Annotated in this window: 18 protein-coding genes; 3 read left to right on the top strand and 15 right to left on the bottom strand. The window is 72.4% G+C overall.

Features of this window, described 5'->3' with window-relative positions; translation table 11 throughout:
* Positions 1–38 precede the first annotated feature (38 nt).
* The 3 genes from ABZ808_RS18680 to prmC are packed head-to-tail and all read right to left on the bottom strand — an operon-like array spanning position 39 to position 2,245.
* Positions 39–650 carry a phosphotyrosine protein phosphatase gene (locus ABZ808_RS18680; protein WP_357007726.1) on the bottom strand — a complete coding sequence of 204 codons (612 nt, stop codon included), beginning with the start codon at positions 648–650 and terminating at the stop codon, positions 39–41.
* Positions 651–1,298, bottom strand: a complete 648-nt coding sequence (locus ABZ808_RS18675) for an L-threonylcarbamoyladenylate synthase (RefSeq protein WP_357008224.1) — start codon at positions 1,296–1,298, stop codon at positions 651–653.
* The gene (gene prmC / locus ABZ808_RS18670) at positions 1,298–2,245 is read right to left on the bottom strand and encodes a peptide chain release factor N(5)-glutamine methyltransferase (protein WP_357007723.1); all 948 of its coding nucleotides are present in this window, start codon (positions 2,243–2,245) and stop codon (positions 1,298–1,300) included. Before prmC ends, ABZ808_RS18675 begins: the two co-directional genes overlap by 1 nt.
* Positions 2,246–2,317: 72 nt before the next feature.
* Between prmC and ABZ808_RS18665 the strand changes: the two genes are divergently transcribed.
* Positions 2,318–3,865 (top strand): GGDEF domain-containing protein, encoded by a 1,548-nt coding sequence (locus tag ABZ808_RS18665; protein ID WP_357007720.1) that lies wholly within the window; start codon positions 2,318–2,320, stop codon positions 3,863–3,865.
* A gap of 127 nt (positions 3,866–3,992) precedes the next feature.
* Here the strand turns inward: ABZ808_RS18665 and prfA are convergent, their stop codons facing one another.
* Both prfA and rpmE read right to left on the bottom strand, forming a co-directional pair.
* On the bottom strand, positions 3,993–5,081 hold the full coding sequence (gene prfA / locus ABZ808_RS18660) for a peptide chain release factor 1 (protein ID WP_357007717.1): 1,089 nt from the start codon (positions 5,079–5,081) through the stop codon (positions 3,993–3,995).
* Between the two features lie 136 nt (positions 5,082–5,217).
* Positions 5,218–5,442: a 50S ribosomal protein L31 gene (gene rpmE, locus ABZ808_RS18655; protein WP_030333150.1), complete on the bottom strand. Its 225-nt coding sequence runs from the start codon at positions 5,440–5,442 to the stop codon at positions 5,218–5,220.
* Between the two features lie 275 nt (positions 5,443–5,717).
* On the opposite strand from rpmE, the gene ABZ808_RS18650 reads away from it, so the two are divergent.
* On the top strand, positions 5,718–6,614 hold the full coding sequence (locus tag ABZ808_RS18650) for an AAA family ATPase (RefSeq protein ID WP_357007714.1): 897 nt from the start codon (positions 5,718–5,720) through the stop codon (positions 6,612–6,614).
* Between the two features lie 57 nt (positions 6,615–6,671).
* On the opposite strand, the gene ABZ808_RS18645 is transcribed toward ABZ808_RS18650, so the two are convergent.
* From ABZ808_RS18645 to argS, 10 genes are all read right to left on the bottom strand, one after another.
* The gene (locus tag ABZ808_RS18645; RefSeq protein WP_357007711.1) at positions 6,672–10,193 is read right to left on the bottom strand and encodes a phosphodiester glycosidase family protein; all 3,522 of its coding nucleotides are present in this window, start codon (positions 10,191–10,193) and stop codon (positions 6,672–6,674) included.
* Positions 10,194–10,479: 286 nt separating this feature from the next.
* Positions 10,480–12,684, bottom strand: a complete 2,205-nt coding sequence (gene rho, locus ABZ808_RS18640) for a transcription termination factor Rho (RefSeq protein ID WP_357007708.1) — start codon at positions 12,682–12,684, stop codon at positions 10,480–10,482.
* Positions 12,685–12,979: 295 nt separating this feature from the next.
* Complete coding sequence (thrB, locus tag ABZ808_RS18635; RefSeq protein ID WP_357007705.1) at positions 12,980–13,924, bottom strand: homoserine kinase; 945 nt, start codon at positions 13,922–13,924, stop codon at positions 12,980–12,982.
* 63 nt (positions 13,925–13,987) lie between these two features.
* Positions 13,988–15,232 carry an MFS transporter gene (locus tag ABZ808_RS18630; protein WP_357007702.1) on the bottom strand — a complete coding sequence of 415 codons (1,245 nt, stop codon included), beginning with the start codon at positions 15,230–15,232 and terminating at the stop codon, positions 13,988–13,990.
* A gap of 11 nt (positions 15,233–15,243) precedes the next feature.
* On the bottom strand, positions 15,244–16,062 hold the full coding sequence (locus ABZ808_RS18625; protein ID WP_357007699.1) for a polysaccharide deacetylase family protein: 819 nt from the start codon (positions 16,060–16,062) through the stop codon (positions 15,244–15,246).
* A 162-nt stretch (positions 16,063–16,224) separates the two neighbouring features.
* Positions 16,225–19,524, bottom strand: coding sequence for an efflux RND transporter permease subunit (locus ABZ808_RS18620; RefSeq protein WP_357007696.1), 3,300 nt, complete (start codon positions 19,522–19,524; stop codon positions 16,225–16,227).
* Between the two features lie 151 nt (positions 19,525–19,675).
* On the bottom strand, positions 19,676–20,725 hold the full coding sequence (gene thrC / locus ABZ808_RS18615) for a threonine synthase (RefSeq protein ID WP_357007693.1): 1,050 nt from the start codon (positions 20,723–20,725) through the stop codon (positions 19,676–19,678).
* 138 nt (positions 20,726–20,863) lie between these two features.
* Entirely contained in the window at positions 20,864–22,174 is a 1,311-nt protein-coding gene (locus tag ABZ808_RS18610) for a homoserine dehydrogenase (RefSeq protein WP_357008221.1), read from the bottom strand.
* A gap of 8 nt (positions 22,175–22,182) precedes the next feature.
* A complete protein-coding gene (gene lysA, locus ABZ808_RS18605) occupies positions 22,183–23,568 on the bottom strand; it encodes a diaminopimelate decarboxylase (protein ID WP_357007690.1) in 1,386 nt (461 codons plus the stop codon).
* Position 23,569: 1 nt separating this feature from the next.
* Positions 23,570–25,243 (bottom strand): arginine--tRNA ligase, encoded by a 1,674-nt coding sequence (gene argS, locus ABZ808_RS18600; protein ID WP_357007688.1) that lies wholly within the window; start codon positions 25,241–25,243, stop codon positions 23,570–23,572.
* A 97-nt stretch (positions 25,244–25,340) separates the two neighbouring features.
* On the opposite strand from argS, the gene ABZ808_RS18595 reads away from it, so the two are divergent.
* Positions 25,341–26,153 carry a DUF3105 domain-containing protein gene (locus ABZ808_RS18595; protein WP_357007685.1) on the top strand — a complete coding sequence of 271 codons (813 nt, stop codon included), beginning with the start codon at positions 25,341–25,343 and terminating at the stop codon, positions 26,151–26,153.
* The last annotated feature ends 3 nt before the right edge of the window (positions 26,154–26,156 follow it).

Below are 26,156 nucleotides of genomic sequence, written 5' to 3'. Positions count from 1 at the left end.
CTCGTTTTCCCCAAACCCGGAGAAAACTCGCACGGCGCTCAGGGCAGCAGCGCGGCGGCCAGCGGGTGGACCGTCTCCTCGATCTCGTCGGCGACCCGGCTGAAGCACTGGTCACCGCGACCCCAGGGGTCGTCCAGATCATCGGTGGGCAGCAGGCTGGTGCCCAGCCGGTTGCCGTGGGCCGCCGCCACCAGGGCCACGCCCCGGGCGTACACCCCCTCCGGGGTCGCCTCCGCCGCCGGCAGCGCGGCGGTGTCCACCGCGGCGAGCAACCGGCCGAACTCACCGAGCACGAACGTGCGGGCCGCCGCGTCCGGACGCAGCGCCACCACGTACTCCTGCTGGTCGGCCGTGGCCGTCAGGACCAGGTCTGCGGCGTCGATGAGGTCCGAACGCAGCTTGCGCGCCGCGAAGCCCTCGACGTCCCCGCCCCGGCCGATGACCTGCCGGGCCGCCGGCGGGTTCATCTCCTCACCGGCGTGCCAGCCGCCGGTGCCGGCGCTGTGGCTGTGCAGCAACTCCTCGGCCCCGGCCGGGTCCTGCGAACGCCGCGCCAACCGCTCCCGGACCGCGAGGGCGAGCAGCCGCTCGGCCATCGGCGAGCGGCAGATGTTGCCCATGCAGACGTGCAGAACGGTGAACGGGGGCACTCAGACCCCCTGGATGTCGACGAGATCCGGAACCACGTCGCGCAGCTTCTCCAGCGGGATCGCGCCGGCCCGCAGCAACTGCGGCACCTCGCCGGTCAGGTCCACGATCGTGCTCGGCACCGGGTCCGGGCAGGGCCCGGCCTCCAGGTACGCCCGCACCGAGTAGCTGAGCTGGTCGCGTGCCTCCTCGGCCGTCACCGCCGCCGGTTGGCCGGTCTTGTTGGCCGACGAGACCGCCATCGGGCCGGTCTCCCGCAGCACCTCAAGCGCCACCGGGTGCAGCGGCATCCGCACCGCCACCGTGCCCGACTTGTCGCCCAGGTCCCACTGGAGGCTCGGCGAGTGCTCGACCACGATCGTCAGGGCACCCGGCCAGAACGCCTCCACCAGCTCGCGAGCGGCCGTGGGCAGCGAAAACACCAACCCGTCCAGGGTGTGGCGCGAACCGATCAGCACCGGCGGCGGCATCTGCCGGCCCCGGCCCTTCGCGTCCAGCAACGCCTTGACCGCGTACGGAGTGAACGCGTCCGCGCCGATTCCGTAGACGGTGTCCGTCGGAAGGACGACCAGCTCGCCGTTCTTGACCGCCTCGATGGCCGCAGCGATGCCGCGGTCCCGATCGGCGGGCGACCGGCAGTCGTAGAGCATCACGAGGAGTCAGTCTGCCACGCCGAGCCGGAAGCGGCGTGCTGGCCGTCCGCCGATCGGGACGCGGTGGCATATCGAGGGCGCCCGGTGAGGTCCCGATGCTCCGTGACGGCGGTGAACCGGCCGTCCGCGACGAGCAGCGCGGGCACCGCCACGTCGTGCGTGTCGTCGTGCTCGATCCCGACCACGCCGCCGGGGCGCAGCAGCTCCGCCGCGCGGGTGAGCACCGGCCGGATCACCGTCAGGCCGTCCACGCCGCCGAAGACCGCCTCCGCCGGATCGTGCCCGGCCACCTCCGGCGGCACCACCACCTCCACCGGCACGTACGGCGGGTTGCAGAGCAGCACGTCCACCCGGCCGACCAGGTCGGCCAGCAGATCCGGCGCGGTGACGTCGGCCTCGACCACCTCGATGGGGCGGTCCCCCGCCGCGGCCCGCTCGGCGGCGTTGCGGCGCAGCCACGCCAGCGCCGCCGGGGACCGCTCCACCGCCACCACCCGCGCCCCGGGCAGCTCCTGGGCCACCGCCAACGCGATCGCGCCGGAACCACTGCACAGGTCCACCACCAGCGGCTCGGGCCGACCCCGGCCCTGCTCGACGCCCCAGCCGGCCAGCAACTCCGTCTCCGGGCGGGGCACGAAGACACCCGGGCCGACCGCCAGCTCCAGGTGCCGGAACCCGGCCCGACCGGTCAAGTGCTGCAACGGCTCCCGGCTGGCGCGGCGCTCGACCAGTTCGTCGAGCCGGGCCACCTGGTCGTCGTCCAGGTCGTCGGCGAGCGCCAGCCGGCCCCGGGGCACCCCCAGCACGTACGCCGTCAGCAGCTCGGCCTCCACCCGCGCCGGGCCCACCCCCGCGGCGGCGAGCGCCCGCGCGGCCCGGACCACGGCGGCGGACGGACGGACGCGGCCTGTCCCTTCGGGGGTGTGTTGCGGCAAAGTACTCACGACATAATCATGAAGTGTCACCGGCGATGTCACGAACGGCCGCGTCGAGGCGCACACGACAGGAGGTTGTGAGTGGGCTGGCTCGACCGGGTCGATGACCAGGTTGACGCCCTCACGCATGCCCGGGCGTTGCAGGAGGCCAGCCGCTCCGCGGAGTCGTACGCCCTGTTGGAGCGGGTGATCCGCACCACCAACGATCCGACGGCGCGCGCGGACGCCATGGTGCAGCGGCTCTCCGCGCTGATCAATCTCGGCCGCACGGCGGAATTCACCCGGGCCATCGAGGAGGCGTCGGCGGCTGTCCGCGACCTCAACGAGCCCTACCTGCACGGGCACCTCAACGCACTGGCAGCCCTCGCCGCGCACCACCAGGGCGCGCTGGACCGCTGCGTCACCCACCTGGTCAAGGCCGCCCGGGCGCTGGGCGCCGTGGAGGACCCCGACCGGGACACGGCCTGGGGCTGGCACGACCTCGCAATGGCCTACAGCTATCTCAGCTTCCACGGGTACGCCCTGGGCGCGATCGAACGCGCCCGGCAGCTCGGGATGACCGCCGGCATCCCGGAGGAGACGTTCGCGGCGCCGGGCATCAGGCTGCGCAACGCCGTGGCGCTGGACCACAACGGGGACAGCGACGGGTGTCTGCGCGTACTCCGGGACGTCGCCGCCGACCTGACCCGCTTCGTCCGCACCGGGCGGGCCGGCAACCTGCGTCCCAGCAGCCTCGCCGCGTACGGCTACTCGGCGGCGCGGCAGGCCGCACTCGGCGACCCGGTGGATGCGACGGGCGAGGCCGAGCCGTCCCGGCTGCTCAGCCACGGCGGCGACAGCGCCCGCGCCCGTGACATGCGGCAACTCGGGATGGTCTGCCTGGCCGTGGCCGACGGGCGGCCCATCGAGGCGGTCGCCCGGCTGGACACCATCCGGGTGTCCACCGAGACACTCGGCTCGGCCGAGTCCGCACGGCTGCGCAGCATCGCGCTGAGCCGGGCCGGCGACCACTCGGCGGCGCACCGGGCCGACCGGCTGGCGTTCCGGCTCGCCGCACAGCGCAACGACCGGCTCCGCGACGTCTACATCGACGGCATCGCCGCCCGGATCGACCACGAGGAGATGCGCCGGGAGGCGGCACGGTACGAGGGTGAGGCGCTGACCGACCCGCTCACCGGGCTGCCCAACCGGCGTCGGCTGGAGCGGTACATCACCGCCGTGGTCACCCGGGGCGACCGGGTGGTGATCGGTGTCTGCGACCTGGACGGCTTCAAGGCGGTCAACACCCGGCACGGGCACCACTCGGGCGACCTGGTCCTGCAACGCATCGCCGGGGTGATCAACCGAGTGATGCGCCGGGGTGACTTCGTGGCCCGCTACGGCGGCGACGAGTTCGTGGTGGTGCTGCCGGACACCGGCATGGTCGAGGCCGCCGAGGTGGCGCGTCGGATCGAGGCGGCGGTGAGCGCCGAGGACTGGGAGTCGCTGGTGCCGGGCACCCCGGTCGGGATGAGCATCGGCTTCGCGGAGGTCTCCGGCGGCAGTGGGCTGCGCGACGCCCTCAGCGTCGCCTTCGAGGAGGCCGACCGGGAGATGCTGCGCGCCAAGTCACGCCCCCGCGCGAGCTGACCGCGAGAGCTGGCGTCGATCAAGGAGTTGTGGTGCCTCATCAAAGGCCCACGGCGTGACAAACCGCCCACCACAACCCCATGATCGACGGGGCGCGGGACGGGACGGGACGGGACGGGGCGCGCGGTCAGCGGCGCGACAGCTCGGTGTCGCCGGCCAGGCGGGCCGCGCGGTCGGCCTCGGCCAGCGCGTCCAGCACCCCGTCCAGGTCCCCGGCGAGCGCCAGGTCCAGGTTGTACGCGGTGTAGCCGATCCGGTGGTCGGTGATCCGGTTCTGCGGGAAGTTGTAGGTGCGGATCCGCTCCGAGCGGTCCACCGTGCGGACCTGCGCCTTGCGGGCGTCCGAGGCGGCGGCGTCGGCCTGCTCCTGGGCGGCGGCGAGCAGCCGTGCCCGCAGGATCCGCATCGCCTGCTCCCGGTTCTGCAACTGGGACTTCTCGTTCTGGCAGGAGACGACGATGCCGGTCGGCAGGTGGGTGATCCGCACGGCCGAGTCGGTGGTGTTCACCGACTGACCGCCCGGCCCGGACGACCGGAACACGTCGATGCGTAGATCGTTCTGGTCGAAGGTGACGTCGACGTCCTCGGCCTCGGGCAGCACCAGCACTCCGGCGGCGCTGGTGTGGATCCGGCCCTGCGACTCGGTGACCGGGACGCGCTGCACCCGGTGCACGCCGCCCTCCCACTTGAGCCGCGACCAGACGCCGTTGCCGCCGTCCGGCACACCCTTGGTCTTGATCGCCAGCGAGACGTCCTTGACGCCGCCGAGGTCGGAATCCTGGGCGTCGATCACCTCGGTGACCCATCCGTGCCGCTCGGCGTACCGGGTGTACATCCGCAGCAGGTCACCGGCGAACAGCGCCGACTCCTCGCCGCCCTCACCGGCCTTGATCTCGACGATCACGTCCTTGGCGTCGTGCGGGTCGCGCGGGATGAGCAGCTCGGCGAGACGCTCCTCCAACACCGGCAGGGACGACGCGATCGACTCCACCTCGCTGGCGAAGGAGGGGTCCTCGGCCGCCAACTCGCGGGCGGCGGTCAGGTCGGCACGCGCCTGCTCCAGCTCGCCGGCGGCCTTGTTCAGCGGCACCAACTCGGCGTACCGACGGCCGACCCGACGCGCGGTGGCCTGGTCGGCGTGGATGGCCGGGTCAGCCAACCGCTTCTCCAACTCCGCGTACTCGTCGAGGAGACCGGCCAGACGCTCGCTGCTCATGCTGCGGATGCTCCTTCGACGGTACGGGGGGGCGCCGGCCGGGCCGGGCGGACAGCCGGTCGCCGGACGAAAACAGGGCGGAACGCGGACGGCGCCCGCATCCGGCAGAAACCGGACGCGGGCGCCGAACGGTGAGTTACTTGGCCTTCTTGGCCTGAACCTTGGCGTACTTCTGCTGGAACTTCGCGACCCGGCCGGCGGTGTCGAGAACGCGCTGCTTACCGGTGTAGAACGGGTGGCAGGCGCTGCAGGTCTCGGCGTGGATCGCCCCGCCCTTGGCGGTGCTGCGGGTCGTGAACGTGTTGCCACAGGAGCAGCTGACCTCGGTGGTCACGTACTCCGGGTGGATGTTTGCCTTCATCTCGCCTCGGTCCTCTCGTTGGTGGTCGCCGGGTCGCCGTCATCGCTCGTCGCGCCGTACGCGACGGGCTCGGGCGTGAACCGGAACCGGTGGCCGATTGACCAGTGTGCCATGGGCCTGAGCCGACCCGATAATCGGGCCACACACCTCGTCCGGCATCGTCAACACGTGCCTCCTCGTCCGCATTCCCGCCGCCCAGCCCGGCATTCGTCCACCCAACGAACCGCCGTCGCGTGCCCCGCCGGGGGTACGCCCGTCGAGCCCGAGGTGCCCCGATGACCCGCCTGATCGCCACCCGGGGCCTGCCGGCCTCGGGCAAGACGACCTTCGCCCGCACACTCCAGCCGTCCGTCCTCCGGGTCAACCGGGACGACCTGCGGCGGATGCTGCACGGCGAGCGGCTCTTCACCCAGTGGGCGGAGGCGCAGGTGACAGTCGTGCAGCAGGCTCAGGTCGAGGCGCTGCTGCGGGCGCGGGCGAACGTGTGCGTGGACGACACCAACCTGCGGGCGCGGACGCTGCGGGGCTGGGCCGAGCTGGCTGCCCGCCACGGCGCGGAATTCGAGGTCCACGACTTCACCGACGTACCGCTGGACGAGTGCCTGCGCCGCGACGCCGCTCGCCCGGTCGACGACCAGGTCGGCGCGGACGCGATCCGCCGGCTGCACGAGCGGTACCTACAGTGGCGCACGCTGCCCCTGCCGGTGCCGCAGGCCCGCACCGGACGGCCAGCCGCCGTGCACCCGCCGTCGGCCGAACCTCGGGAGATCGTGCTGGTGGACATCGACGGGACTGTCGCGCTGGCCGTCTCCCGCAGCCCGTACGACATGACGCGGGTGGGCCAGGACCACCCCAACCCGGCGGTGATCGCGGCGGTCCGGGCGATGCACGCCGCCGGGTACGGGGTGGTCTTCTGCTCCGGGCGGGACGCCTCCGCCCGAGCGGCGACCGAGGCGTGGCTGGCCCGGCACGTCCGGGTCCCCTACCTCGGCCTGCACCTACGCGCGGTCGGCGACTCCCGCAAGGACTCGATCGTCAAGCGGGAGATCTACGACCGGGAGATCCGGGACCGTTACCGGGTGGTCGGCGTGTTCGACGACCGCGTCCAGGTGGTCCAGATGTGGCGTGCCCTCGGCCTCACCGTCTTCCAGGTGGCGGACGGCGACTTCTGACCCTGGCCCGCCGCCCCGGCCCGTGCGGCTCGACGGTGCGGGGCGGCGGGGGCGGGGTCAGGCCGCGGGCGCGGCGGCCCGAGCGGTGAGGGTGATCGCGGTTTCGGTGCGGACGCCGTTGACGGTGACCGCCAGAACCACCGACCCGGGCCGCAGCGCCGTGAGGGTGCCGGTGGCCGGGTCGAAGCGGGCGGTGTGCCACGGGCGCACCCCGGCCGCGGAGCCGATGTGCACGCCCGGCGAGGCCGACCAGTCGGCGCTGACCGGCGCGGCCACCGGCACCGTACGCCCGTCGGGTTGGGTGAGCGTGGCGTCGACCGTCGCCGGGCTGCCGACCGCCACGCTGGGCGGAGCGTTCAGCGTGAGCCGGTCCAGGTGTGCGTGGAACTCCGCGTCCACCCAGCGTGGCCCCTCGGCGAGCGGGTCACGGCGGGCCCGGTCGGCCTCGGCCGGGGTGACCGGGTCCACACCGAACTCCGTCCAGCCGGTGAAGCCGCCCTGGTCGGCGGGGGTGGAGGGCGTCTTGCCCGCGTTGCCGTTGATCACGTAGGGCACTCCGTCCACCCGGTCGGCGTGGAAGGTGCCGACGTGCCCGCCGACGAACAGCGCGCCCTTGCCGGTGCGGTGCTGGAAGTCGGCCAGCCACTGCTCCAGCAGCGCCGCCTCCTTGCGGTCGCCGAGTTGGCTGGCCTGCGCCGGGCTGGGGTCGCGCGCCGGGTGGTGGTGCAGGACGACGACCGAGCCGACGCGCCGGTCGGTGGCCGCCGCGTCAAGCGTCTCGCGCAGCATCCGTACCTGGTCGAAGCCACCGCCGCGCAGCGTCCCGGTGGACGAGTTCAGCGTGACGAACCGGGTGCCGTTGTGGTCGAACACCCGTGCGGTGGCACCGAATGCCGCCTCGAAGTTGCTGATCGGGGCACCCATGATCTCGTGGTTGCCGGGCACGTAGTACCAGGGCAGCGCGTCGCCCAACTCCTCGTCGAGGATCCGCCGGGCCAGCGCGAAGTCGGCCGGGTAGGCGGTGTCCACGAAGTCTCCGTTGATGAGCAGGAAGTCCGGCCGGGCCGCGCGCACCTCGCGCAGCGTCCGCCGGGCCTGGGCGACCAGGTCGCTGTCCGGCGCGGCGGCGACGAACTGGGCGTCGGAGAGCACCGCGAACCGCCACGGCGCGCCGTCCACCGTGCCGTCGCGGACCACAACCCGATCGGTGCGCGGGTTCGCCGCCGGCACGTCGACCGTCGGCGGCACCTTCGCCACCAGGTCATCGATGATCACTTCGCTGGTGTACTGCGCGGCGGCGTTCGTCTCGGCCACGTAGAAGCGGCGCACCCGCACCGGGTACTGCACCCCGGCCGGCACCGCGAACTCCACGTACCGCCAGCCGGTCCAGGTGATCAGCGGGCCGCGCAGCACGTGCTGGGTGTCCTGGGCGTCGTGCAGGTGCAGGCTGGGCCACTCACCGGTGCCGTTGCCTTGGATCCACATGCCGAACGCCTGCGGCTGGCCGGGCACCTCGATCCAGGCCGGCGGGTCGGCGTACGCGGCCCGGGTGCCGGTGGACTGGCTGAAGTCGTACGACATTCGCAGGCCGGTGCCGGTGTGGCCCGGCGCCGGCGCGACCGACCCGCTGGCCCGGGCCTGGCTGAACCGCCAGGACGCGGCGTCGTCGAAGCCCGCGACGGGCACGTCGGTCAGCCCGACGGTGACCGGCAGGACGGTGCTCTGCCGTCCAACGTGGATGGTCACCAGGGCGGAGCCGTTGTCCCGCACCGCGCTGACGCTCAGGTTGCCGTCGCCGGTCGGGGTTATCCGCAACAGGTCCCGGTCGTAGTCGACTGTCACATCGGCCGGCTCGATCGGCGCGGTGTTGCCTTCGGCGTCGTATCCGACCACGCCGACCAGGGCGTTGCCGTCGCGGCCGGTCAACCCCACCCTCGGCACGGTGGAGCCGATCCGGGCCAGCGGGCCGAGCACGGTGAGGTTCAACGAGCCGGTGGCCCGACCCCGCGCGGCGGTGACCGTGCTGGCCCCCGGCGTGCCCGCGTGGAACACCCCGTCGCGGCCGACCCGACCGCGTACCGCCGGGGTCGCCCGCCAGGTGGGCGCGCCGGCCGCCGGGCCGTACGTCTCGTCGTAGCCCGCCGCGGTGAGGGTGCGGGTCAGTCCGGGGAAGACCCGGTCGGGCCGGCCGCCGCGCACCGGCGAGACGCCCGGGGCGACGGTGGGGTCGCTGGCCGTCTCGACCCAGAAGCCGGTGAGCCGGCCGCTGCCCTTCGGCGCGTAGATGGCCAGGCCGTTGGGCACGGCCCGTTCGCTGCCGTCGGAGGGGCCGTTCTCCACCTGCACGGCCGACGCGCCGGGCTCCCGGGCCAGCAGCGTGGACGAGCCACCACCGTCCAGGTTGAGCGCGTGGTGGGCACCCAACTCGGCCATCATCCGGCCCATCTCGGTCTGCGTCACGCCGCGGCTGTCGACCTGACGGCCGTCCACCGTCAACATGATCATTTTCCGGCCGTCGGCGCTGAACCCGACGGCGGTGCGCGGAGCGAGCGTCGGGTCGGCGATGCCCTGCACGACGCCGTCGCGGACCAGGACGTTGCCGCCCCCGACCGCCGCGTGCAGGGTGCTGCCGTCGGACGGCTTCGGCCGCCAGGCCACCGTCACCGGGTCACCGGGGCGAAGCCCCGCGAGGGCGTCCGCGCCCGCGTCGCGGCCGAGCAGCACGGTGCTGCCGGCGACGATCGGGCCGCTGCCGGCCGCGCCGGTCACCGAGGCCACGCGACCGCCGGTCACGGTGACCTCGACCACGCGGGCGGCGCCCTCCACGGCGCGCTGCCGGGAGTACGTCCCCCACAGCTCGGTGAACGCCCCGACGCCGTCGGCCTGCACCAGGTTGTTGAACTGGGTCAGCGATACCGGCCCGGCGGGCAGGGTGGCGGTGCCGTCGAAGTTCACCTCGATCACCCGGCCGAGCCCGTTCACGGTGATCGCCGCCGCGTTGCGATGGCCGCTGACCGCCGACTGGACCAGCTCGCCGTCGCGGACTCCGACGCCCTGGGCGGCACCGGAGTTGTTGATGTCGAAGAAGTCGCCGTTGACCGCGGCGACCGCGCGGGAGGCGTCCACCGCCTTGCGCAGTGGCTCGGCCCGGCTGACCGCCCCGGAGTTGACGTAGTCGACGGTGGCACCGCCGGCGAGGTCCGTGGTGAGCGCGTCGGCGCGCAGCCAGCCATCGGCGTCGTACCGGTCAAAGGACGTGAGCTGCACGCCTGGCGCGACCGGGCGGGTGGCCTTCGTGGTCTCCAGGCCGCCGGCCGGTTCCAGGCCACCAGCGGCGGCGGCAGGGGTGGTCGCGGCTGCCGGGTCGGCGGCCAGGCTGACCGAGCCAGCCGGCCGGGAGGACGCGGGCGGCGCGTCCTCCGCGACGGTGGGCGCGGTCCCGGGCAGCGAGGCCCCGGTAGGCGCGGAGGCGACGGGCGGGGCCGCGGGTGCGGAGGCGACGGGCGGGGCCGCCAGGGCGAGCAGCGGCGTCAGCAGCAGGACGCCGGTGCGACGGGCGGATCGTCTGCGGGTACGCATGGACGACAGTCAACCCGCCAATGAATAGAAGTTTCAAGCCCCGCCGACTGAACCGAAGGAAAATTCCGCCAGCCGGGCTCCTGGCTCCCCGCCGAACCCCTCTGGTGGCGTGCGAGCAGGGCCGGCCACCCCCTCTCGGTCCCCTTTGCTCTGCTTCAACGGGCGCAACACAAAGCACCCCGAAGTGTTGCGCCGGTTGAAGCAGAGCAAAGGACGACGGGCGGACACGACGAAGGGGCACGGCCGCGATGGCCGTGCCCCTTCGTCGTCGGTCAACCGGGGATGGTCACTCCCCCGGCGTCGACTTCGCGATCTGCATCAGGAACTCGATGTTGGTCCGGGACTGCTTGAGCCGGTCCAGCAGCAGGTCCATCGCCGCCTGCGAGTCCAGCGAGTGCAGCACCTTGCGGAGCTTGTGGATGATGGCCAGCTCCTCGGGCGCGAGCAGGACCTCTTCCTTACGGGTACCGGACGGGTTGATGTCGATGGCCGGGAAGGTGCGCTTGTCAGCGATCTTCCGGTCCAGCTTCAGCTCCGCGTTGCCGGTGCCCTTGAACTCCTCGAAGATGACCGTGTCCGCCATGGACCCGGTCTCCACCAGGGCCGTCGCGATGATGGTCAGCGAGCCGCCGTTCTCGATGTTGCGAGCCGCACCGAGGAAGCGCTTCGGCGGGTAGAGAGCGGTGGAGTCGATACCACCCGACATGATCCGGCCGCTGGCCGGCGCCGCCAGGTTGTACGACCGACCGAGCCGGGTCACCGAGTCGAGCAGCACGACGACGTCGTGCCCCAGCTCGACCAGGCGCTTCGCCCGCTCGATCGCCAGCTCGGCCACCGTGGTGTGGTCCTGCGGCGGACGGTCGAACGTGGCCGCGATGACCTCGCCCTTGATCGACCGCTGCATGTCGGTGACCTCTTCGGGCCGCTCGTCCACCAGCACCACCATCAGGTGGCACTCCGGGTTGTTCCGGGTGATCGCGTTCGCGATCGCCTGGAGCACCATCGTCTTACCCGCCTTCGGCGGCGACTGGATGAGCGCTCGCTGGCCCTTGCCGATCGGCATGACCAGGTCGATGACCCGGGTGGTGAGGATGTGCGGCTCGGTCTCCAACCGCAGGCGCTCCTGCGGGTAGAGCGGCGTGAGCTTGTAGAACTCCGGCCGGCGCCGCGCCTCCTCCGGCTCCATCCCGTTGATGGTGTCCAGCCGCATCAGCGGGTTGTACTTGTCCCGCCGCTGGTCACCGCTGTTGCCACCCTCACGGTTGGCACGCACCGCGCCGGTGATCGCGTCACCGCGACGCAGGCCGTACTTCTTGATCTGGGACATCGAGACGTACACGTCGTTCGGGCCGGCGAGGTAGCCGGTCGTCCGCACGAAGGCGTAGTTGTCGAGCACGTCGATGATGCCGGCCACGGGGACGAGGACGTCGTCCTCGCCGACCTGCGGCTCGCGTCCACCGGTGTCGCCACCGGTCTCGGCGCGCTCGCCACGGCCACGTCGGCGGTCGCGGAAGCGGCTGCGCCGGCCACGCCGGCCGCCGCCCTCACCGTCGTCGTCGTCGTTGTCCCGCTCGACCCGCTCGACCCGCTGACCACGGTCGTTGCGGTCGCCGCGGTCGGCGCGCTCCGGCCGGTCGTTGCGCTCGGCACGCTCGCCCCGGTCGGAACGCTCGCCCCGGTCGTTGCGGTCGCCCCGGTCAGAGCGCTCGCTCCGCTCGTTGCGGTCGCCGCGCTCGGCCCGGTCGGAACGCTCACCCCGCTCGCCCCGGTCAGAACGCTCGCCGCGCTCGGCCCGGTCAGAACGCTCGCCACGGTCGGAACGCTCGGCCCGGTCGGAACGGTCGGCCCGCTCGCCCCGGTCAGAGCGCTCGTTCCGGTCGGAACGCTCGGCCCGCTCCCGGCGGCCCTCACCGCGGTCGGCCCGCTCGCCGGTCTCCACCTCGTCGGTACGCGCCTCAGTGCTGCGCGCCTCAGTGGCGCGAGGCTCGGTGGCGGGAGCCTCTGTGGTGCGGGGCTCAGCGGCACGGGGTTCGGTGCTGCGGGGCTCGGTGCTGCGGGGCTCGGTGCTGCGCGCCCTTGTGGTGCGCCCCTCAGCCGGGGCGGTCCGGGTACGACGGGTACGACCCCGGGTCTCGGTCTCGGCAGCCGGCTCGGCCGGCGCCTGCTCAGCGCTGCGGCTCTCAGCCGCCGGGCGATCCACGGTCTCGCGCACCTCCTCACGGGCCGGAGCGGCCGCGGCCGCGACCTCGGCTCGCGGTCGAGGGGTCCCGGCGGCGTTGCCGCCCTGCCGCTCGGAGATCGCGGCGATCAGCTCGCCTTTACGCATGCGAGCCGTGCCGGAGATGCCGAGCGACGCAGCCAGGCTCTGCAGCTCTGGCAGCAGCATCGCCGACAGACCGGTGCCGCTGCGCCGACGACGGGCGGGGGCGGCTGCGGTGGCATCGCCAGCGACGTTGGAAACATCCGACGTCACGTCGGTGGTGTCGCTCAATGGATTCCTTCCCTCGATAAGGCCGGGACTGCCCGGAGTCGGAACTCAGGTGGCCGGGCGGCCTCGGTGCACCCGCCTCGCAAGGACGCGTCGCGGGAGTCTGTGACACAGCAGCCGGTGGTTTCCCGACTCACCAACGTCGGTGAGCAGGTCTCGCCGTCTGCGGCGACCTGTGGAAACTGCGGTGCGGCGTGGGCCTTGGGCAGGGGTGACGGGCTGACCGCCGAGAGCTTCGGGGGTGCGCCGCCCCGCAGGAGATCGCGTGCTTCGCGGCTGTGCTAGGCCTAGAGCGTAATCAACTCTTCCGACCTGCGGCAACAGGGTCCCGCTCGGCGTGTCCCAGTCTACCCCGGGCGACCCGGGCACCGCTGACGTCTATCGGTAACTTCCAGAACTCCCAGTCTGTTCCCAGGTGGAAGCCCGCTGGCGGCTCGCTCAGCGCCAGCACTGTCGGGCCGGCCCCACTGACCACAGCCGCCACACCCGCCGCGCGCAACTCGTTGACCAGCGCAGACGTGGCAGGCATCCCGGCTGCACGGTAATCCTGGTGTAGTCGGTCGACGGTGGCCGGCAGCAGCAGCGACGGATCTGCGGTCAGCGCGTGGACCAGCAGGGCCGCCCTCCCGGCGGTCAACGCGGCGTCGGCGTGCGGGACGGTGGCCGGCAGGGCGGCCCGCGCGGTCGCGGTCAAGCCACGCTCAGCCGGCACGAAAACCGTGGGCCGCACCCCGTCGGCGACCGGCAGGGACACCGCGCGGGCACCGGTCGGCTCGGACCAGGCGAGCGTGAAACCGCCGAGCAGGCACGGCGCGACATTGTCCGGATGGCCCTCGATCTCGGCGGCCAGCCTGAGCACGCCCGGCTCGTCCAGCCGGTGCTCCCCATCGGCGACCAGTGCGCGGGCCAGGAGCACCCCGGCGACGATCGCGGCGGACGACGAGCCCAGCCCGCGCGCCTGCGGGATCCGGTTGACGCACTCCACACTCAGCCCGTCGGGCTGCGCACCGAGCACGTCGAAGGCCGCGCGCATGGCTCGTACCACCAGGTGCCGGTCGTCGTCCGGCAACTCGCCGGCGCCCTGACCGGTCACCGTCACCCGGACGCCGGCGGGCGCGACCTCGGCAGCCAGGTCGTCGTAGAGCCCGAGGGCGAGACCCAGCGCGTCGAAGCCTGGGCCCAGGTTGGCGCTGGTCGCGGGGACCCGGACCCGAACCGGCCCGGCGGTGAAGTTCGTCGGCACGCGCCCATGCTAGGGGTCCGCACCGACGTTCCGGTCCGCTGCCCGCAGCATGGGACCGCCAGGTCAACCGGTCGGGTTCGGAACCGGCTCGGTAACCGGGTCGGTGAGCGACAGCCGGCGGGTGGCGATCCGCCAGCCGATCGCGTACACGAGGGTGACCAGCCCACAGCCCGCCAGCACCACCCGTTCGTCCACCACGTCCACCACCAGGGCCACCGCCAGTTGGCTCACCGAGATGGCCAGCGTCGCGAGCATCATGTCGGTGGCGAAGACGCGCCCGCGCAACCGGTCCGGCACCTCGCCCTGGAGGGCGAAGTTCGACATCACCCAGTTGCTGCCGCCCGCGAAGTGCGCCACGAAGACCAGCAGCAGCACCAACGGGAACCAGCGGACCACCGACGTGCCCAGGTAGGACAGGCCATAGAGCGACATGGACAACGCGAGCCCGGGCAGCAGCCAGGAGCGGTTGGTCAGCACCCTGCGCATCAGGATCGGCCCCACCAACGCCCCGGCCCCGCGTACCGCGAAGAGCAGGCCGGCGCCGAGCGGACCGGCCCCGTACACGCTGGCGAGCAGCGGGAACACCGTCAGCACCCCGTTGCCCAGGCCGACCGCCGACTTGACCGTGACCAGCGCCAGCACGCGGGGCCGGTGCCCGATGTAGCCGAGCGCCTCGCGGACCGCCGACCAGGTCCGCTGGGCCGGCAGTTCCGGGTCGCGGGCCGCCTGCAACGGCCGGCGGATCCGCGTGGCCAGGCCCGCGGCCAGCACCAGGCCCACCCCCGCCACCCAGAAGCAGACGTACGGGCCGGTGGCCGAGCTGAGTACGCCGCCGAGTGAGGCGCCGACCACCGTCATGGTGCCCCAGGCCGAGCCCGCCACCGCGTTGCCGGCGGCCAGTTCGTGCGGCTGGAGCACGTTGGGCAGCGCGGCCTGGGCGGCCGGTGAGTAGAAGGCCTTGGCCACGGCGACCACGCCGATCGCCACCAGCGCCAGCCACGCCGTGCCGGCGCTGCGGACGCCGAGCAGCAGCAGTACGCCCACCAGGGCGGCCACGTTCGCGGCGATCATGATCTTCCGCCGGTCGAACCGGTCGGCGACCGTGCCGGTGTACGGCAGCAGGAGCGCCACGATGCCGGTGTCCACCGCCAGCACCAGCGCGCCCCAGACTCCGCTGCCGGTCAACTGGGGCAGCAGCACCAGCAGCGGCACCATGACGAACCAGTCGGCGCCGAAGACCACCAGCTCGGCCAGGAAGAGGTTGCGGAAGCTCCGATTGCCGGTGAGGACGGAGAGGGTGGTCGCCACGGAGCGGGACCCTACCCGGTCAATGCGGGGCCTACTCCGGTTGCGAGGAGTGTCGATACGGTCACGAAGGTGTAACCCTGGGCCCGCAACCCGGTGATCATGTCAGGGAGGCCGTGCAGCGCGACCAGGCGCCGCCGTGCCCCCACGTCGTGCCCGAGCAGGATCGTTCCCGGCCGGACGTCGGCCACGATCCGGCGGGCGTGCCCGGTCGGGTCATCGGGAAATTCCCGTTCCACCATCTGCAGTGACCAGAGGACCAGGCGGCAGCTCAGCCGGGCCGCCGCGTGCAGCACCGCGCCGCCCAGGTGGCCGTACGGCGGGCGGATCAGCCGGGGCGGCGTTCCGATCAGGTCGGCGATGGTGTCGTGGCTGCGGCTCAGGTCGTCGTACGCCTCGCCGGCGTCCATCCGGGCGAGGTCGTGGTGCGCCCAACTGTGGTTGCCCACCTCGTGCTCGGCGAGTCGGTCGCGCAGGAGGTGGGCGTGTTGTCTGACCTGCACGCCGACCAGGAAGAACGTGGCGGGCACCTGGTGCCGGGCCAGAGCGTCCAACACCATTGGCGTCCACTGTGGAGATGGTCCGTCGTCGAAGGTGAGCGCCACCAGTCGCCTCTCGGTCGCCACCGACCAGACGGCCGTGAGCGTTCCGCTGCCGACGTCCTGCTGCCTGTTACCGACCGTGGCGCCGGCCGGGCCATCGCCGAGCGGCAGCCCGCGGCGATCGACCCGCCACGCCTCGGACGCTCCCGCGCCGACGGCGGCCCCGCCTGCCAGCAGCCCGCCCCGGCGCAGCAGGTCGCGACGGGACCACCCCCGCGCGCCCTCGCTCATCTGCCGCCCCGCTCCGCTCGCACCCTCGAATGCCTACCAGAAGTATGCAAGAGGTGACATAAAGTGCAGGCCGGTTGTTCGATCGGAGTGTCGGCGCCCGCGAACGGGACCGCCCCCGGCAGGTCGAGGCCTGCCGGGGGCGCCGTGGTGTTGCCGGGTCGACTACTCGGTCGGCTCCGACGGGGGCAGCGGCGAGGTGCGGCTGCGGGGCAGCCGCAGCACCTCGAACTGGTCCGTGCCGTCCACCAGCGCACCGGAGGGTCGCGCGGCCGGCTGCGAGCCCTCCGCCGTGGCCGACGCGGACCCGGAGCTCGACGCCGATGCGGCGGCGGGCACCGCCACCTGGTTCGGACTGGACGGCCCCGCGGTCTCCGACCCGGTCGGCTCGGGCACGGCCGCGTCCCCGGAACGCCGAGCGCGACGCCGATCCCGCAGCGACCCCTTGGTGTGCTCCACCATCGTGTAGAGCGTCGGCACCAGGATCAGCGTCAACAGCGTCGAGCTGAGCAGGCCACCGATCACCACCACCGCCAGCGGCTGGGAGATGAAGCCACCCTCGCCGGTCAACCCGAGCGCCATCGGCAACAGCGCGAAGATGGTCGCGATCGCGGTCATCAGGATCGGGCGCAGTCGACGCCGGCCGCCCTCGACCACCGCCTCCTGGACGCCCATGCCCTGCGCCCGGTACTGGTTGATCAGATCGAGCAGCACGATCGCGTTTGTCACCACGATGCCGACGAGCATCAGCACACCGATCAGGGCCGGCACGCCCATCGGCGTCCCGGTGATCAGCAGCAGGCCGATCGCGCCGGTCGCCGCGAACGGGATCGAGATCAGCAGGATCAACGCCTGGGTGAGGCTACGGAACGTGGCCACCATGATCAGGAACACGATCGCGATGGCGGCCAGCACGGCCAGCCCCAGGTCGGCGAAGGCGTCCGCCTGGTCGGCGCTGACCCCACCGATGGCGAAGGTCGCACCCGGCACGTTGATGGCGTCCAGCCGCTTCTGCAGCTCCTGGCTGGTCGCGCCCAGGTTCGAGCCGGTCGCCGTGCCCGTCACCGAGACGCTGCGCTCACCGTCGATCCGGGTGACCTGCTGCGGCCCCTCGGCCTGCGTGATGTCCGCGATGTCGTCCAACTTCACCGGGCCGACCGGAAGGGCGCGCAGCTCCTCCAGCGACACCGGCGCCGTCGCGCTCAACCGCAGCACCACGTTCTGCTGACGGCCGTCGAGCGAGACCTGCCCCAGCGGAGCGCCACGGAACGCCTGCGACACGAGCTGACCCACCGCTGCCTCGGTGAGCCCGACCCGGCCGGCGGCGACCCGGTCGACTGTCACGTCGACCCGCGGCACCCGCTCAGCGAGGCTGGTGGACACGTCCTCGACGCCCGGCACCCCGGCCATCGCCGTCCGGGCGGCCTCGGCGGCGCGGGTCAGCACCTCCGGGTCGCTGCCCTGGACGATCACCTCCAGCTGACTGGTCGAGGCGTCCTGCCCGCCACCGAAGGTGATCTGCTCCTTGTCGATGCCGAGCTTGTCGAACTCCTCGCGCAACGTCGTACGCATCTGCTTGGCATCGGTGTCACCGTCGAGCGCCAGCGACCAGGTCGCGACGTTGTTGCCGCCGCCGCCCGCGAACGGGTTGTCCCCGCCGCCCGCGGTCACCTGGTACGTCTCGACCCCGTCGATACGCCCGAGCACCGCCTCGACCCGCCTGGCCGCCTCGTCGGTGGCGACGAGACCGGTGCCCGCCGGCAACTCCTGGCGGAAGCTCAGCGTGTCCTGACCGGAGTCGTCCAGGAAGTTGGTCTCCAGCTTCTGCGCCAGCCCGAAGGTGCCGAAGAGCACCAGCAGGCCGACCCCGACCGTGATCCAGCGGGTCGACCGCTCGCGGGTGGCGAAGCCGATCACCGGCAGGTACGCCCGCTGCAACGGATTGCGCAGCTCCTTCTCCTCCGCGCCGCGCCGCACCGCCTCGTCGTCGACCGTGCCGCCACGCGGCTTGAGGAACCAGTACGCCAGCACCGGGATCACGGTCAGCGAGACCAGCAGCGAGGCGAGCAGGGCCACCGTCACGGTGATCGCGAACGGTGCGAAGAGCTGCCCGACGAACCCACCGACAAGCGCGATCGGCGCGAACACCGCCACCGTCGTGAGGGTGGACGCGGTCACCGCGCCGGCCACCTCACGGACGCCGGTGATGATGGCGTGCTGCTTCTCCTCGCCGTACTCCAGATGCCGTTTGATGTTCTCCAGCACCACGATCGAGTCGTCCACCACCCGGCCCACCGCGATGGTCAACGCGCCGAGGGTGAGCAGGTTGAGCGAGTAGTCGCCGATCCACAGGGCGAGCAGCGCCACCAGCACGGAGAGCGGGATGGAGACCGCGGTGACCACGGTCGAGCGCACCGACAGCAGGAAGACCAGGATGACGATGACCGCCATCACCAGGCCCAGCAGACCTTCGGTGGTCAACGCCTCGATCGACTTCTCGACGAACGGCGCCTGGTCGAAGACCACGGTCAGCTCCGCGCCGGAGGCGTCCTTGAGGTCGGCCAGCCGGTCCCGGATCTCGTGCGAAATCTCCACCGCGTTGCCGTCCGGCGCGGCGGTGACCATGATGCCGAGGCTTTCCTTGCCGTTGGTCCGGGTGATGGCGGTGATCGGGGCGAGTGTCTGCTCGACGGTCGCCACGTCACCGAGACGGACCGGGACCGCGCCGGGCGCGACCACGATGCCGCGCAGGTCGTCCATGGTGGCGATCGGCGTACCGACCTGCACCGGGAGGGTCAGGCCGCCCTCGGCGACCGCACCGGCCGGCATCGACACGCCGTTGGTCTTGAGCGCCGAGCCGATCGCGGTCGGCGGGAGCTTCGCCGCGGCCAGCTTGGCCTGGTCCGGGGTGACCACCACGACGTCGTCGCGGGCCCCGGTCACCTCGACCGCGCGTACCCCGTCGATGCTCTCCAGCTCCGGCACCACCGCCGAGCGCAGCTTCTCGGCCAGGGCCCGTTCGTCACCGGTGCCGGCAGCGGCCAGCACCATTGCCGGCAGGTCGTCGGTGCCGCCCGCGATGACCTGCGGGTCGACGTTCTCCGGCAGTTGGGCGTCGATCCGGCTCAGCGCGGTCTGCATCTTGTTGACCGCGTTGTCCAGGTCCGTGCCGAACTCGTACTGGACCTGGACGGTCGCCGATCCCTCACGGGACGTGGAGCTGATCTTGTCCAGACCGGGGATGCCCTGCAGGGCGTTCTCGATCGGTTCGGTCACCTGCGACTCGACGATCTCGGGTCCGGCGCCGGGGTAGGCGGCCACGATGAACGCGCCCGGGAACTCCAGTGATGGCAGCAGTTGCTGCTTCAACGACGGCACGGCGAACGCTCCGAACGCCGTGATCACCACCGCGATGAGGGCGACGAGCCCTCGGTTGGCGAGGCTGAATCTGGCGAGCAGCGACATCGGCCTGGTTCACTCCTGAACGAGATTACGGGCGGGGATATCCGAGAGTGTGCCGGACTCGATCACGCCGACCCCCGCCGCCCCCACGCCCGCTCGTCGGCGGCGGCGGGACGCCGCCCCCCGCCGCCCACCCGGCCGGGTGGTTACCGCCTTATGCCAGGTCGAGGGCGCGTGCCGCCGCCAGCGGGTCGTTCGCGATGGTCAGCGGGGACGGCGCCGTGGAGATCGCCCACTCCGGATCCTTCAGGCCGTGACCGGTCACCGTGCAGACGACCGTCGACCCGGCCGGCACCGCACCCGCCGCAGCCTGTTGGAGCAGGCCGGCCACGCTGGCCGCGCTGCCCAGCTCCACGAAGACCCCGACCTCGCGGGCGAGCAGCCGGTACGCGGAGAGGATCTCCCGGTCGGTCACCGCGGCGATCAGACCACCGGAGGCGTCCCGGGCGTCGAGGGCCTTGGTCCAGCTCGCCGGGTTGCCGATCCGGATCGCGGTGGCGATGGTCGACGGCTCCGGCACCACCTGACCGGTCACGATCGGGGCCGCCCCGGAGGCCTGGAAGCCGTACATCTTCGGTGCGCGGGTGGTGGTGCCGGCGGCGTGCTCCTCCGAGTAACCCATCCAGTAGGCGGAGATGTTGCCGGCGTTGCCGACCGGCAGGCAGTGGATGTCGGGCGCGTCGCCGAGCGCCTCGACGATCTCGAAGGCGGCGGTCTTCTGGCCCTGCAACCGGTCGATGTTGACCGAGTTGACCAGCGCGACCGGGTGGTCCTGGGCCAGCTTGGCGGCGAGCGCCAGGCAGTCGTCGAAGTTGCCGTTCACCTGGAGCAGCTTCGCCCCGTGCACCAGCGCCTGGGCCAGCTTGCCCAGCGCGATCTTGCCCTGCGGCACCAGCACCGCGCAGGTCAGCCCGGCACGGGCCGCGTACGCCGCGGCGGACGCGCTGGTGTTACCGGTGGAGGCGCAGATGATCGCCTTGTTACCGGCCTCGACCGCCTTGGACACCGCGACGGTCATCCCCCGGTCCTTGAAGGAGCCGGTCGGGTTGGCGCCCTCCACCTTGAGGTACACGTCGCAGCCGAGCCGCGCCGACAGCACCGGCGCCGGCAGCAGCGGGGTGTTCCCCTCGTGCAACGTGACGACGGGCGTGGCCGCGGTGACCGGCAGCCGATCCCGGTACGCCTCGATCAAACCCCGCCACATGTCGCTCTCCTCGCCTCTGACCCTCGCGCCGACCTGCGCACACGGTCACCCTGGACCAGCCTGTCGGAGCGTCCGGTGGCACACCCCGGGTTACCCACCTGGCGGGACGAGCGAGCGCCCCACGACCGGTGCAACGATTCAGGCCCCGCCCTCGACCCGCAACACACTGGTGACCGATCGCACGATGTCCAGGCCACGCAGTTCACCCACGGTCGCGGCGAGCGCGGCGTCCGGCGCGACGTGCGTGACGATGACCAGTTCGGCGTCGCCGTCCCGGCCGGGCGCTCCGCCCGCGGAACCCTGCCGCACCGTCGAAATCGACACGTCGTGCCGGGCGAACACACCGGCCACCGCGGCCAGCACACCCGGACGGTCGGCCACGTCCAGGCTGATGTGGTAGCGGGTCAGCGCCTCGCCCATCGGCCGGACCGCCAGGGCCGCGTACGCGCTCTCGCTGGCCGCGCGGACTCCGGCGAGCCGGTTGCGGGAGACCGCCACCACGTCGCCGAGCACGGCGCTGGCGGTCGGCGCGCCACCCGCGCCCCGGCCGTAGAACATCAACTGCCCGGCCGCGTCGGCCTCCACGAAGACAGCGTTGAAGGCGTCACCGACGCTGGCCAGTGGGTGGCTGCGGGGGATCATCGCCGGGTGCACCCGGACGCTGACCGTCTCGCGGCCGGCCGTGTCGACGCCCCGGGCCGCGATGCAGAGCAGCTTGATCGTGCAGCCCATCGCCTGGGCGCTGGCCATGTCGGCGGCGGTCACCTCGGTGATGCCCTCGCGGTGCACGTCGGCGGCGCCGACCCGGGTGTGGAACGCCAGCGAGGCGAGGATCGCCGCCTTGGCCGCCGCGTCGAAGCCCTCCACGTCGGCGGTCGGGTCGGCCTCCGCGTACCCCAGTTCGGTTGCCTCTTCGAGCGCCTCGGCGAAGCCTGCGCCGGTGGCGTCCATCGCGGAGAGGATGAAGTTGGTGGTGCCGTTGACGATGCCGGTGACCCGGTTGATCCGGTCGCCGTGCAGCGACTCCCGCAGCGGGCGCAGCAGCGGGATGGCCCCGGCGACGGACGCCTCGTAGTAGAGGTCGCCGCCGCCGTCGGCGGCCGCCTCGTGCAGGGCCACGCCGTCCTCGGCGAGCAACGCCTTGTTGGCGGTGACCACGCTCTTGCCCGCGCGCAGCGCCTCGACCAGCCAGGTTCGGGCCGGCTCGATGCCACCGACCACCTCGACCACCACGTCCACGTCGTCGCGCTTGACCAGGCCGAGCGCGTCGGTGGTGAACAGGGACTCATCGACCGGCAGGTCACCGCGGTCGCGGCCGAGCCGGCGCACGGCGATGCCGGCGATCTCCAGCGGAGCGCCGATCCGGGCAGTCAGGTCGGCCGACTGCTCGTGCAGCAGCCGGACCACCTCCTGACCGACCGTGCCGCAGCCGAGCAGAGCCAAACGCACAGGTGACGTCATCCAACATCCAATGCGAGCAGGTCCTCTTCCGTTTCCCGCCGGACGATCAGACGCGCCTGACCGTCACGTACCGCGACGACCGCTGGTCGGGGCACGTGGTTGTAGTTGCTGGCCATGCTCCGGCAGTAGGCGCCGGTGCCGGGCACTGCGACAAGATCTCCGGGCTGCACGTCGGCGGGCAGGAATTCATCCTTCACCACGATGTCCCCGGACTCACAATGCTTTCCCACCACGCGGGCGAGCAGGGGCTGCGCGGTCGATGCCCGGGAGGCCAACGTCGCCGAGTAGGACGCGTCGTAGAGCGCCGTGCGGATGTTGTCGCTCATCCCGCCGTCGACGCTGACGTACGTCCGGATGCCGTCGAGGTCCTTGACCGTGCCGACCTCGTAGAGGGTGAACACGGCCGGCCCGACGATGGCCCGGCCGGGCTCGATCGACAGCCGGGGCACGGCCAGGCTCTCCGCCGCGCACTCCGAGTCGACGATCTTGCGCAGCCGCTTGGCCAGGTCCTGCGGAGTGGCCGGGTCGTCCTGGGTGGTGTACGCGATACCGAAACCGCCGCCCAGGTCCAGCTCGGGCAGCTCCACCCCACGCGCGTCGCGGATCTGCGCCTGTAGGCCGAGCACCCGCCGGGCGGACACCTCGAAGCCGCTCGCGTCGAAGATCTGCGAGCCGATGTGCGAGTGCAACCCGCGCAGCTCCAGCACGCCCTCGTCGAGGACCCTGAACGCGGCCTCGGCGGCGGCGCCGCCGGCCAGCGAGAAGCCGAACTTCTGGTCCTCGTGCGCGGTGGCGATGAACTCGTGGGTGTGTGCCTCGACACCCACGGTGACCCGGATCAGCACCCCGGGCCGGACGCCCCGCTCACGGGCCAGCGCGGTGAGCCGGTCGATCTCGGTGAACGAGTCGAGGATGATCCGGCCCACACCCGCGTCCAGCGCCCGACTCAGCTCGGCCACCGACTTGTTGTTGCCGTGGAAGCCGATCCGCTCCGGCGGCATCCCCGCCGAGAGCGCCGTGGCCAGCTCGCCGCCGGTGCAGACGTCGAGGTACAGCCCCTCCTCGGCGATCATCCGGACCACCGCCCGGCAGAGGAACGCCTTGCCGGCGTAGTAGACGTCCTCCTTCGGGAAGGCCGCCCGGAAGTCCCGGCAGCGCGAGCGCAGGTCGGCCTCGTCGAGGACGTACACCGGGGTGCCGAACTCGGCCGCGATGTCGCGGACGCTCAGGCCCGCGACGGCGACCGCGCCGTCGGCGCCGCGCGTCACGCTGCGCGGCCACAGCGCCGGCATCAGGGCGTTGACGTCCTCCGGGGTACGCAGCCACGCCGGCCCCCGGCTGCCGATGTCGCCGTGCAGCGCACCAGCCTCGTGAGCCCTCATGTCACATCCTCTCGGGTGCGGAGACGCCGAGCAGGTGCAGGCCGTTGGCGATCACGGTGCGGGTGGCGTCGTTGAGCCAGAGCCGGGCCCGCTTGGCGTCGGAGACCGGCTCGTCGCCGCGCGGGAGGATCCGGCAGGCCGGCTCGTCGTAGAAGCGGTGGTACGCCTGCGCGACGCGCTCCTCGAGGTAGCGGGCGATCCGGTGCGGCTCGCGCAGCTCGGCGGCGGAGGCGACCACGGCGGGGAACTCGGCGAGCGCCTTGAGCAGCTCGTTCTCCTTCTCGTGGCCGAGCAGGTCGGGGCGGAACGCCTCGCCCTCGCCCCGGGTGAGGCCGACCTCGGCGGCGTGCCGGGCCACGCTGGCCGTCCGGGCCGCCACGTACTGCACGTAGTAGACCGGGTTGTCGCGGCTCGCCCGCGTCCACAGCTCGATGTCGATGTCGATCGGCGAGTCGCTGGAGTAGCGGGCCAGGGCGTACCGGGAGGCGTCCACGCCGATCGCGTCGACCAGGTCCTCCAGCGTGATGACCGTGCCGGCCCGCTTGCTCATCCGCAACGGGGCGCCGTCGCGCAGCAGGTTGACCAGCTGCCCGATGAGGATCTCCAGGTTGCGCTCCGGGTCGTCGCCGAAGCAGGCCGCCATCGCCTTCATCCGCCCGACGTAGCCGTGGTGGTCGGCGCCCAGCATGATCACGACCCGCTCGAAGCCGCGCTCCCGCTTGTCGAGGTAGTAGGCGCAGTCCGCGGCGAAGTACGTCCACTCGCCGTTGGACTTGCGCAGCACCCGGTCCTTGTCGTCGCCGAAGTCGGTGGTCCGCAGCCAGGTGGCGCCGTCGGACTCGTAGACCCGACCCTGCTCGCGCAGCCGGACCAGCGCGAGATCCAGCTCACCCCGGTCGTGCAGGTCCTTCTCGTTGAAGTAGGTGTCGAACTCCACCCCGAAGTCGCGCAGCGTGGAGCGGATCTCGTCGAACATCAGCGCGACGCCCTCGACCCGGAACACCTCCTGGGCGGCGTCGTCGTCCAGGGTCAGCACGTCGGGCCGCCGGGCCTGCACCTCGGCCGCGATCTCGGCGATGTACGCCCCGCCGTAGCCGTCCTCCGGTGCGGGCTCGCCCTTCGCCGCGGCGAGCAGCGAGCGGGCGAACCGGTCGATCTGGGAGCCGGCGTCGTTGAAGTAGTACTCCGTGCCCACCTCGGCACCGGCGGCCCGCAGCAGCCGACTGAGCGCGTCACCGACGGCCGCCCAGCGGACGCCGCCGATGTGCACCGGGCCCGTCGGGTTGGCCGACACGAACTCCAGATTGATCTTCTCGCCGGCGAGCCGGTCGCTGCGGCCGTACTCCGCGCCGGCCTCGACGATCAGCCGGGCGAGCTGGCCGGCGGCGGCGGCGTCGAGCCGGATGTTGAGGAAGCCCGGCCCGGCGATTTCCACCGACTTGATGCCGGATGCCCGACCCAGTTGGTCGGCTAGGGCGGCGGCCAGATCCCGCGGCGGGACGCCCACCTTCTTGCTCAACTGCAGAGCGAGCGTCGACGCGTAGTCGCCGTGCTCGGGGTTGCGCGGTCGCTCCACCACCGTGCGCTCCGGCAGCGCGGCGTGGTCCAGGCCACGCTCGTCGAAGACGGCGTGGGCGGCGGTGAGGACGACCGAGGCGAGTTCTGCAGGAGTCACTCCCCCATGTTATCGGGGGTAGACTCGGGCACTCGGCGGCAACCCTGCGCGTCATCGGCCCGCCATCTCCCCTGACCGACCGACCTGACGAGGCACGATGAGCATCAGCACCCCGGGCGGCCCTGAGCGCCGCCCGACCGTGGTCAGCACCGGCAAGAAGCCGGCTGCGGGCCGGCCTGCGTCCGGCGCCAAGGCCGGCTCCAGCAAGCCGACCGGCAAGCCTGCAGGCAGCCCGCGGGCAGGCGGCAAGGGCCCCCGCAAGCCGGTCACCCCGGTCAAGGTGAGCCAGGGTCGGGCCTGGGGCCCGATCGCGCTCTTCGTCGCCGTGGGCGTGCTGGCGGCCGGCATCATCGGGTACGGCGCCTGGGCGTCGTTCCAGGGCGCCAAGCCGTGGGACAAGCGGGCCAACGCCATCGACGGCATCGTCAACATCCGCAAGTCCGACCCGGACAGCCTGAAGTACGAGTCGCACAAGTCCGGCCCGCTGACCTGGAACTACTCGCCGCCGGTGGGCGGGGTGCACAACGCCACCTGGCAGAACTGCATGGGCGACGTGTACGACGCCCCGATCGCCAGCGAGCACGCGGTGCACAGCATGGAGCACGGCGCCGTCTGGATCACCTACCAGCCGAACCTGCCGCAGGACCAGGTCGACAAGCTCGCCGGCAAGGTGCGCGGCGTCGAAAAGATGATGCTGAGCCCGTTCGAGGGCCTGGACAAGCCGATCTCCCTCCAGGCGTGGGGCTACCAGCTCAAGGTCGACAACGCCGACGACGGGCGGATCGACGAGTTCATCAAGGCCCTGCGGGTGAACGCCTCCATCGAGGGTCCGACCGCACTGTGCAACCAGGGTGTGACGGCCACCGGCACCACGCCGCGTGACCTCCAGGCCCAGACGCCCACCCAGTAAGGA

Source organism: Micromonospora sp. NPDC047527 (assembly GCF_040643015.1).
Taxonomy (GTDB): domain Bacteria; phylum Actinomycetota; class Actinomycetes; order Mycobacteriales; family Micromonosporaceae; genus Micromonospora.
This window is presented reverse-complemented; position numbering and strand designations above follow the sequence as displayed.

What these genes read in the sequence shown, in the direction of transcription:
- lysA (WP_357007690.1), bottom strand. Translation starts at nt 23,568, where the DNA reads ATGAGGGCTCACGAGGCTGGTGCGCTGCACGGCGACATCGGCAGCCGG.
- ABZ808_RS18625 (WP_357007699.1), bottom strand. Translation starts at nt 16,062, where the DNA reads ATGAGCGAGGGCGCGCGGGGGTGGTCCCGTCGCGACCTGCTGCGCCGG.
- ABZ808_RS18595 (WP_357007685.1), top strand. Translation starts at nt 25,341, where the DNA reads ATGAGCATCAGCACCCCGGGCGGCCCTGAGCGCCGCCCGACCGTGGTC.
- thrC (WP_357007693.1), bottom strand. Translation starts at nt 20,725, where the DNA reads ATGTGGCGGGGTTTGATCGAGGCGTACCGGGATCGGCTGCCGGTCACC.
- ABZ808_RS18645 (WP_357007711.1), bottom strand. Translation starts at nt 10,193, where the DNA reads ATGCGTACCCGCAGACGATCCGCCCGTCGCACCGGCGTCCTGCTGCTG.
- ABZ808_RS18675 (WP_357008224.1), bottom strand. Translation starts at nt 1,298, where the DNA reads ATGCTCTACGACTGCCGGTCGCCCGCCGATCGGGACCGCGGCATCGCT.
- ABZ808_RS18620 (WP_357007696.1), bottom strand. Translation starts at nt 19,524, where the DNA reads ATGTCGCTGCTCGCCAGATTCAGCCTCGCCAACCGAGGGCTCGTCGCC.
- ABZ808_RS18650 (WP_357007714.1), top strand. Translation starts at nt 5,718, where the DNA reads ATGACCCGCCTGATCGCCACCCGGGGCCTGCCGGCCTCGGGCAAGACG.
- rpmE (WP_030333150.1), bottom strand. Translation starts at nt 5,442, where the DNA reads ATGAAGGCAAACATCCACCCGGAGTACGTGACCACCGAGGTCAGCTGC.
- prfA (WP_357007717.1), bottom strand. Translation starts at nt 5,081, where the DNA reads ATGAGCAGCGAGCGTCTGGCCGGTCTCCTCGACGAGTACGCGGAGTTG.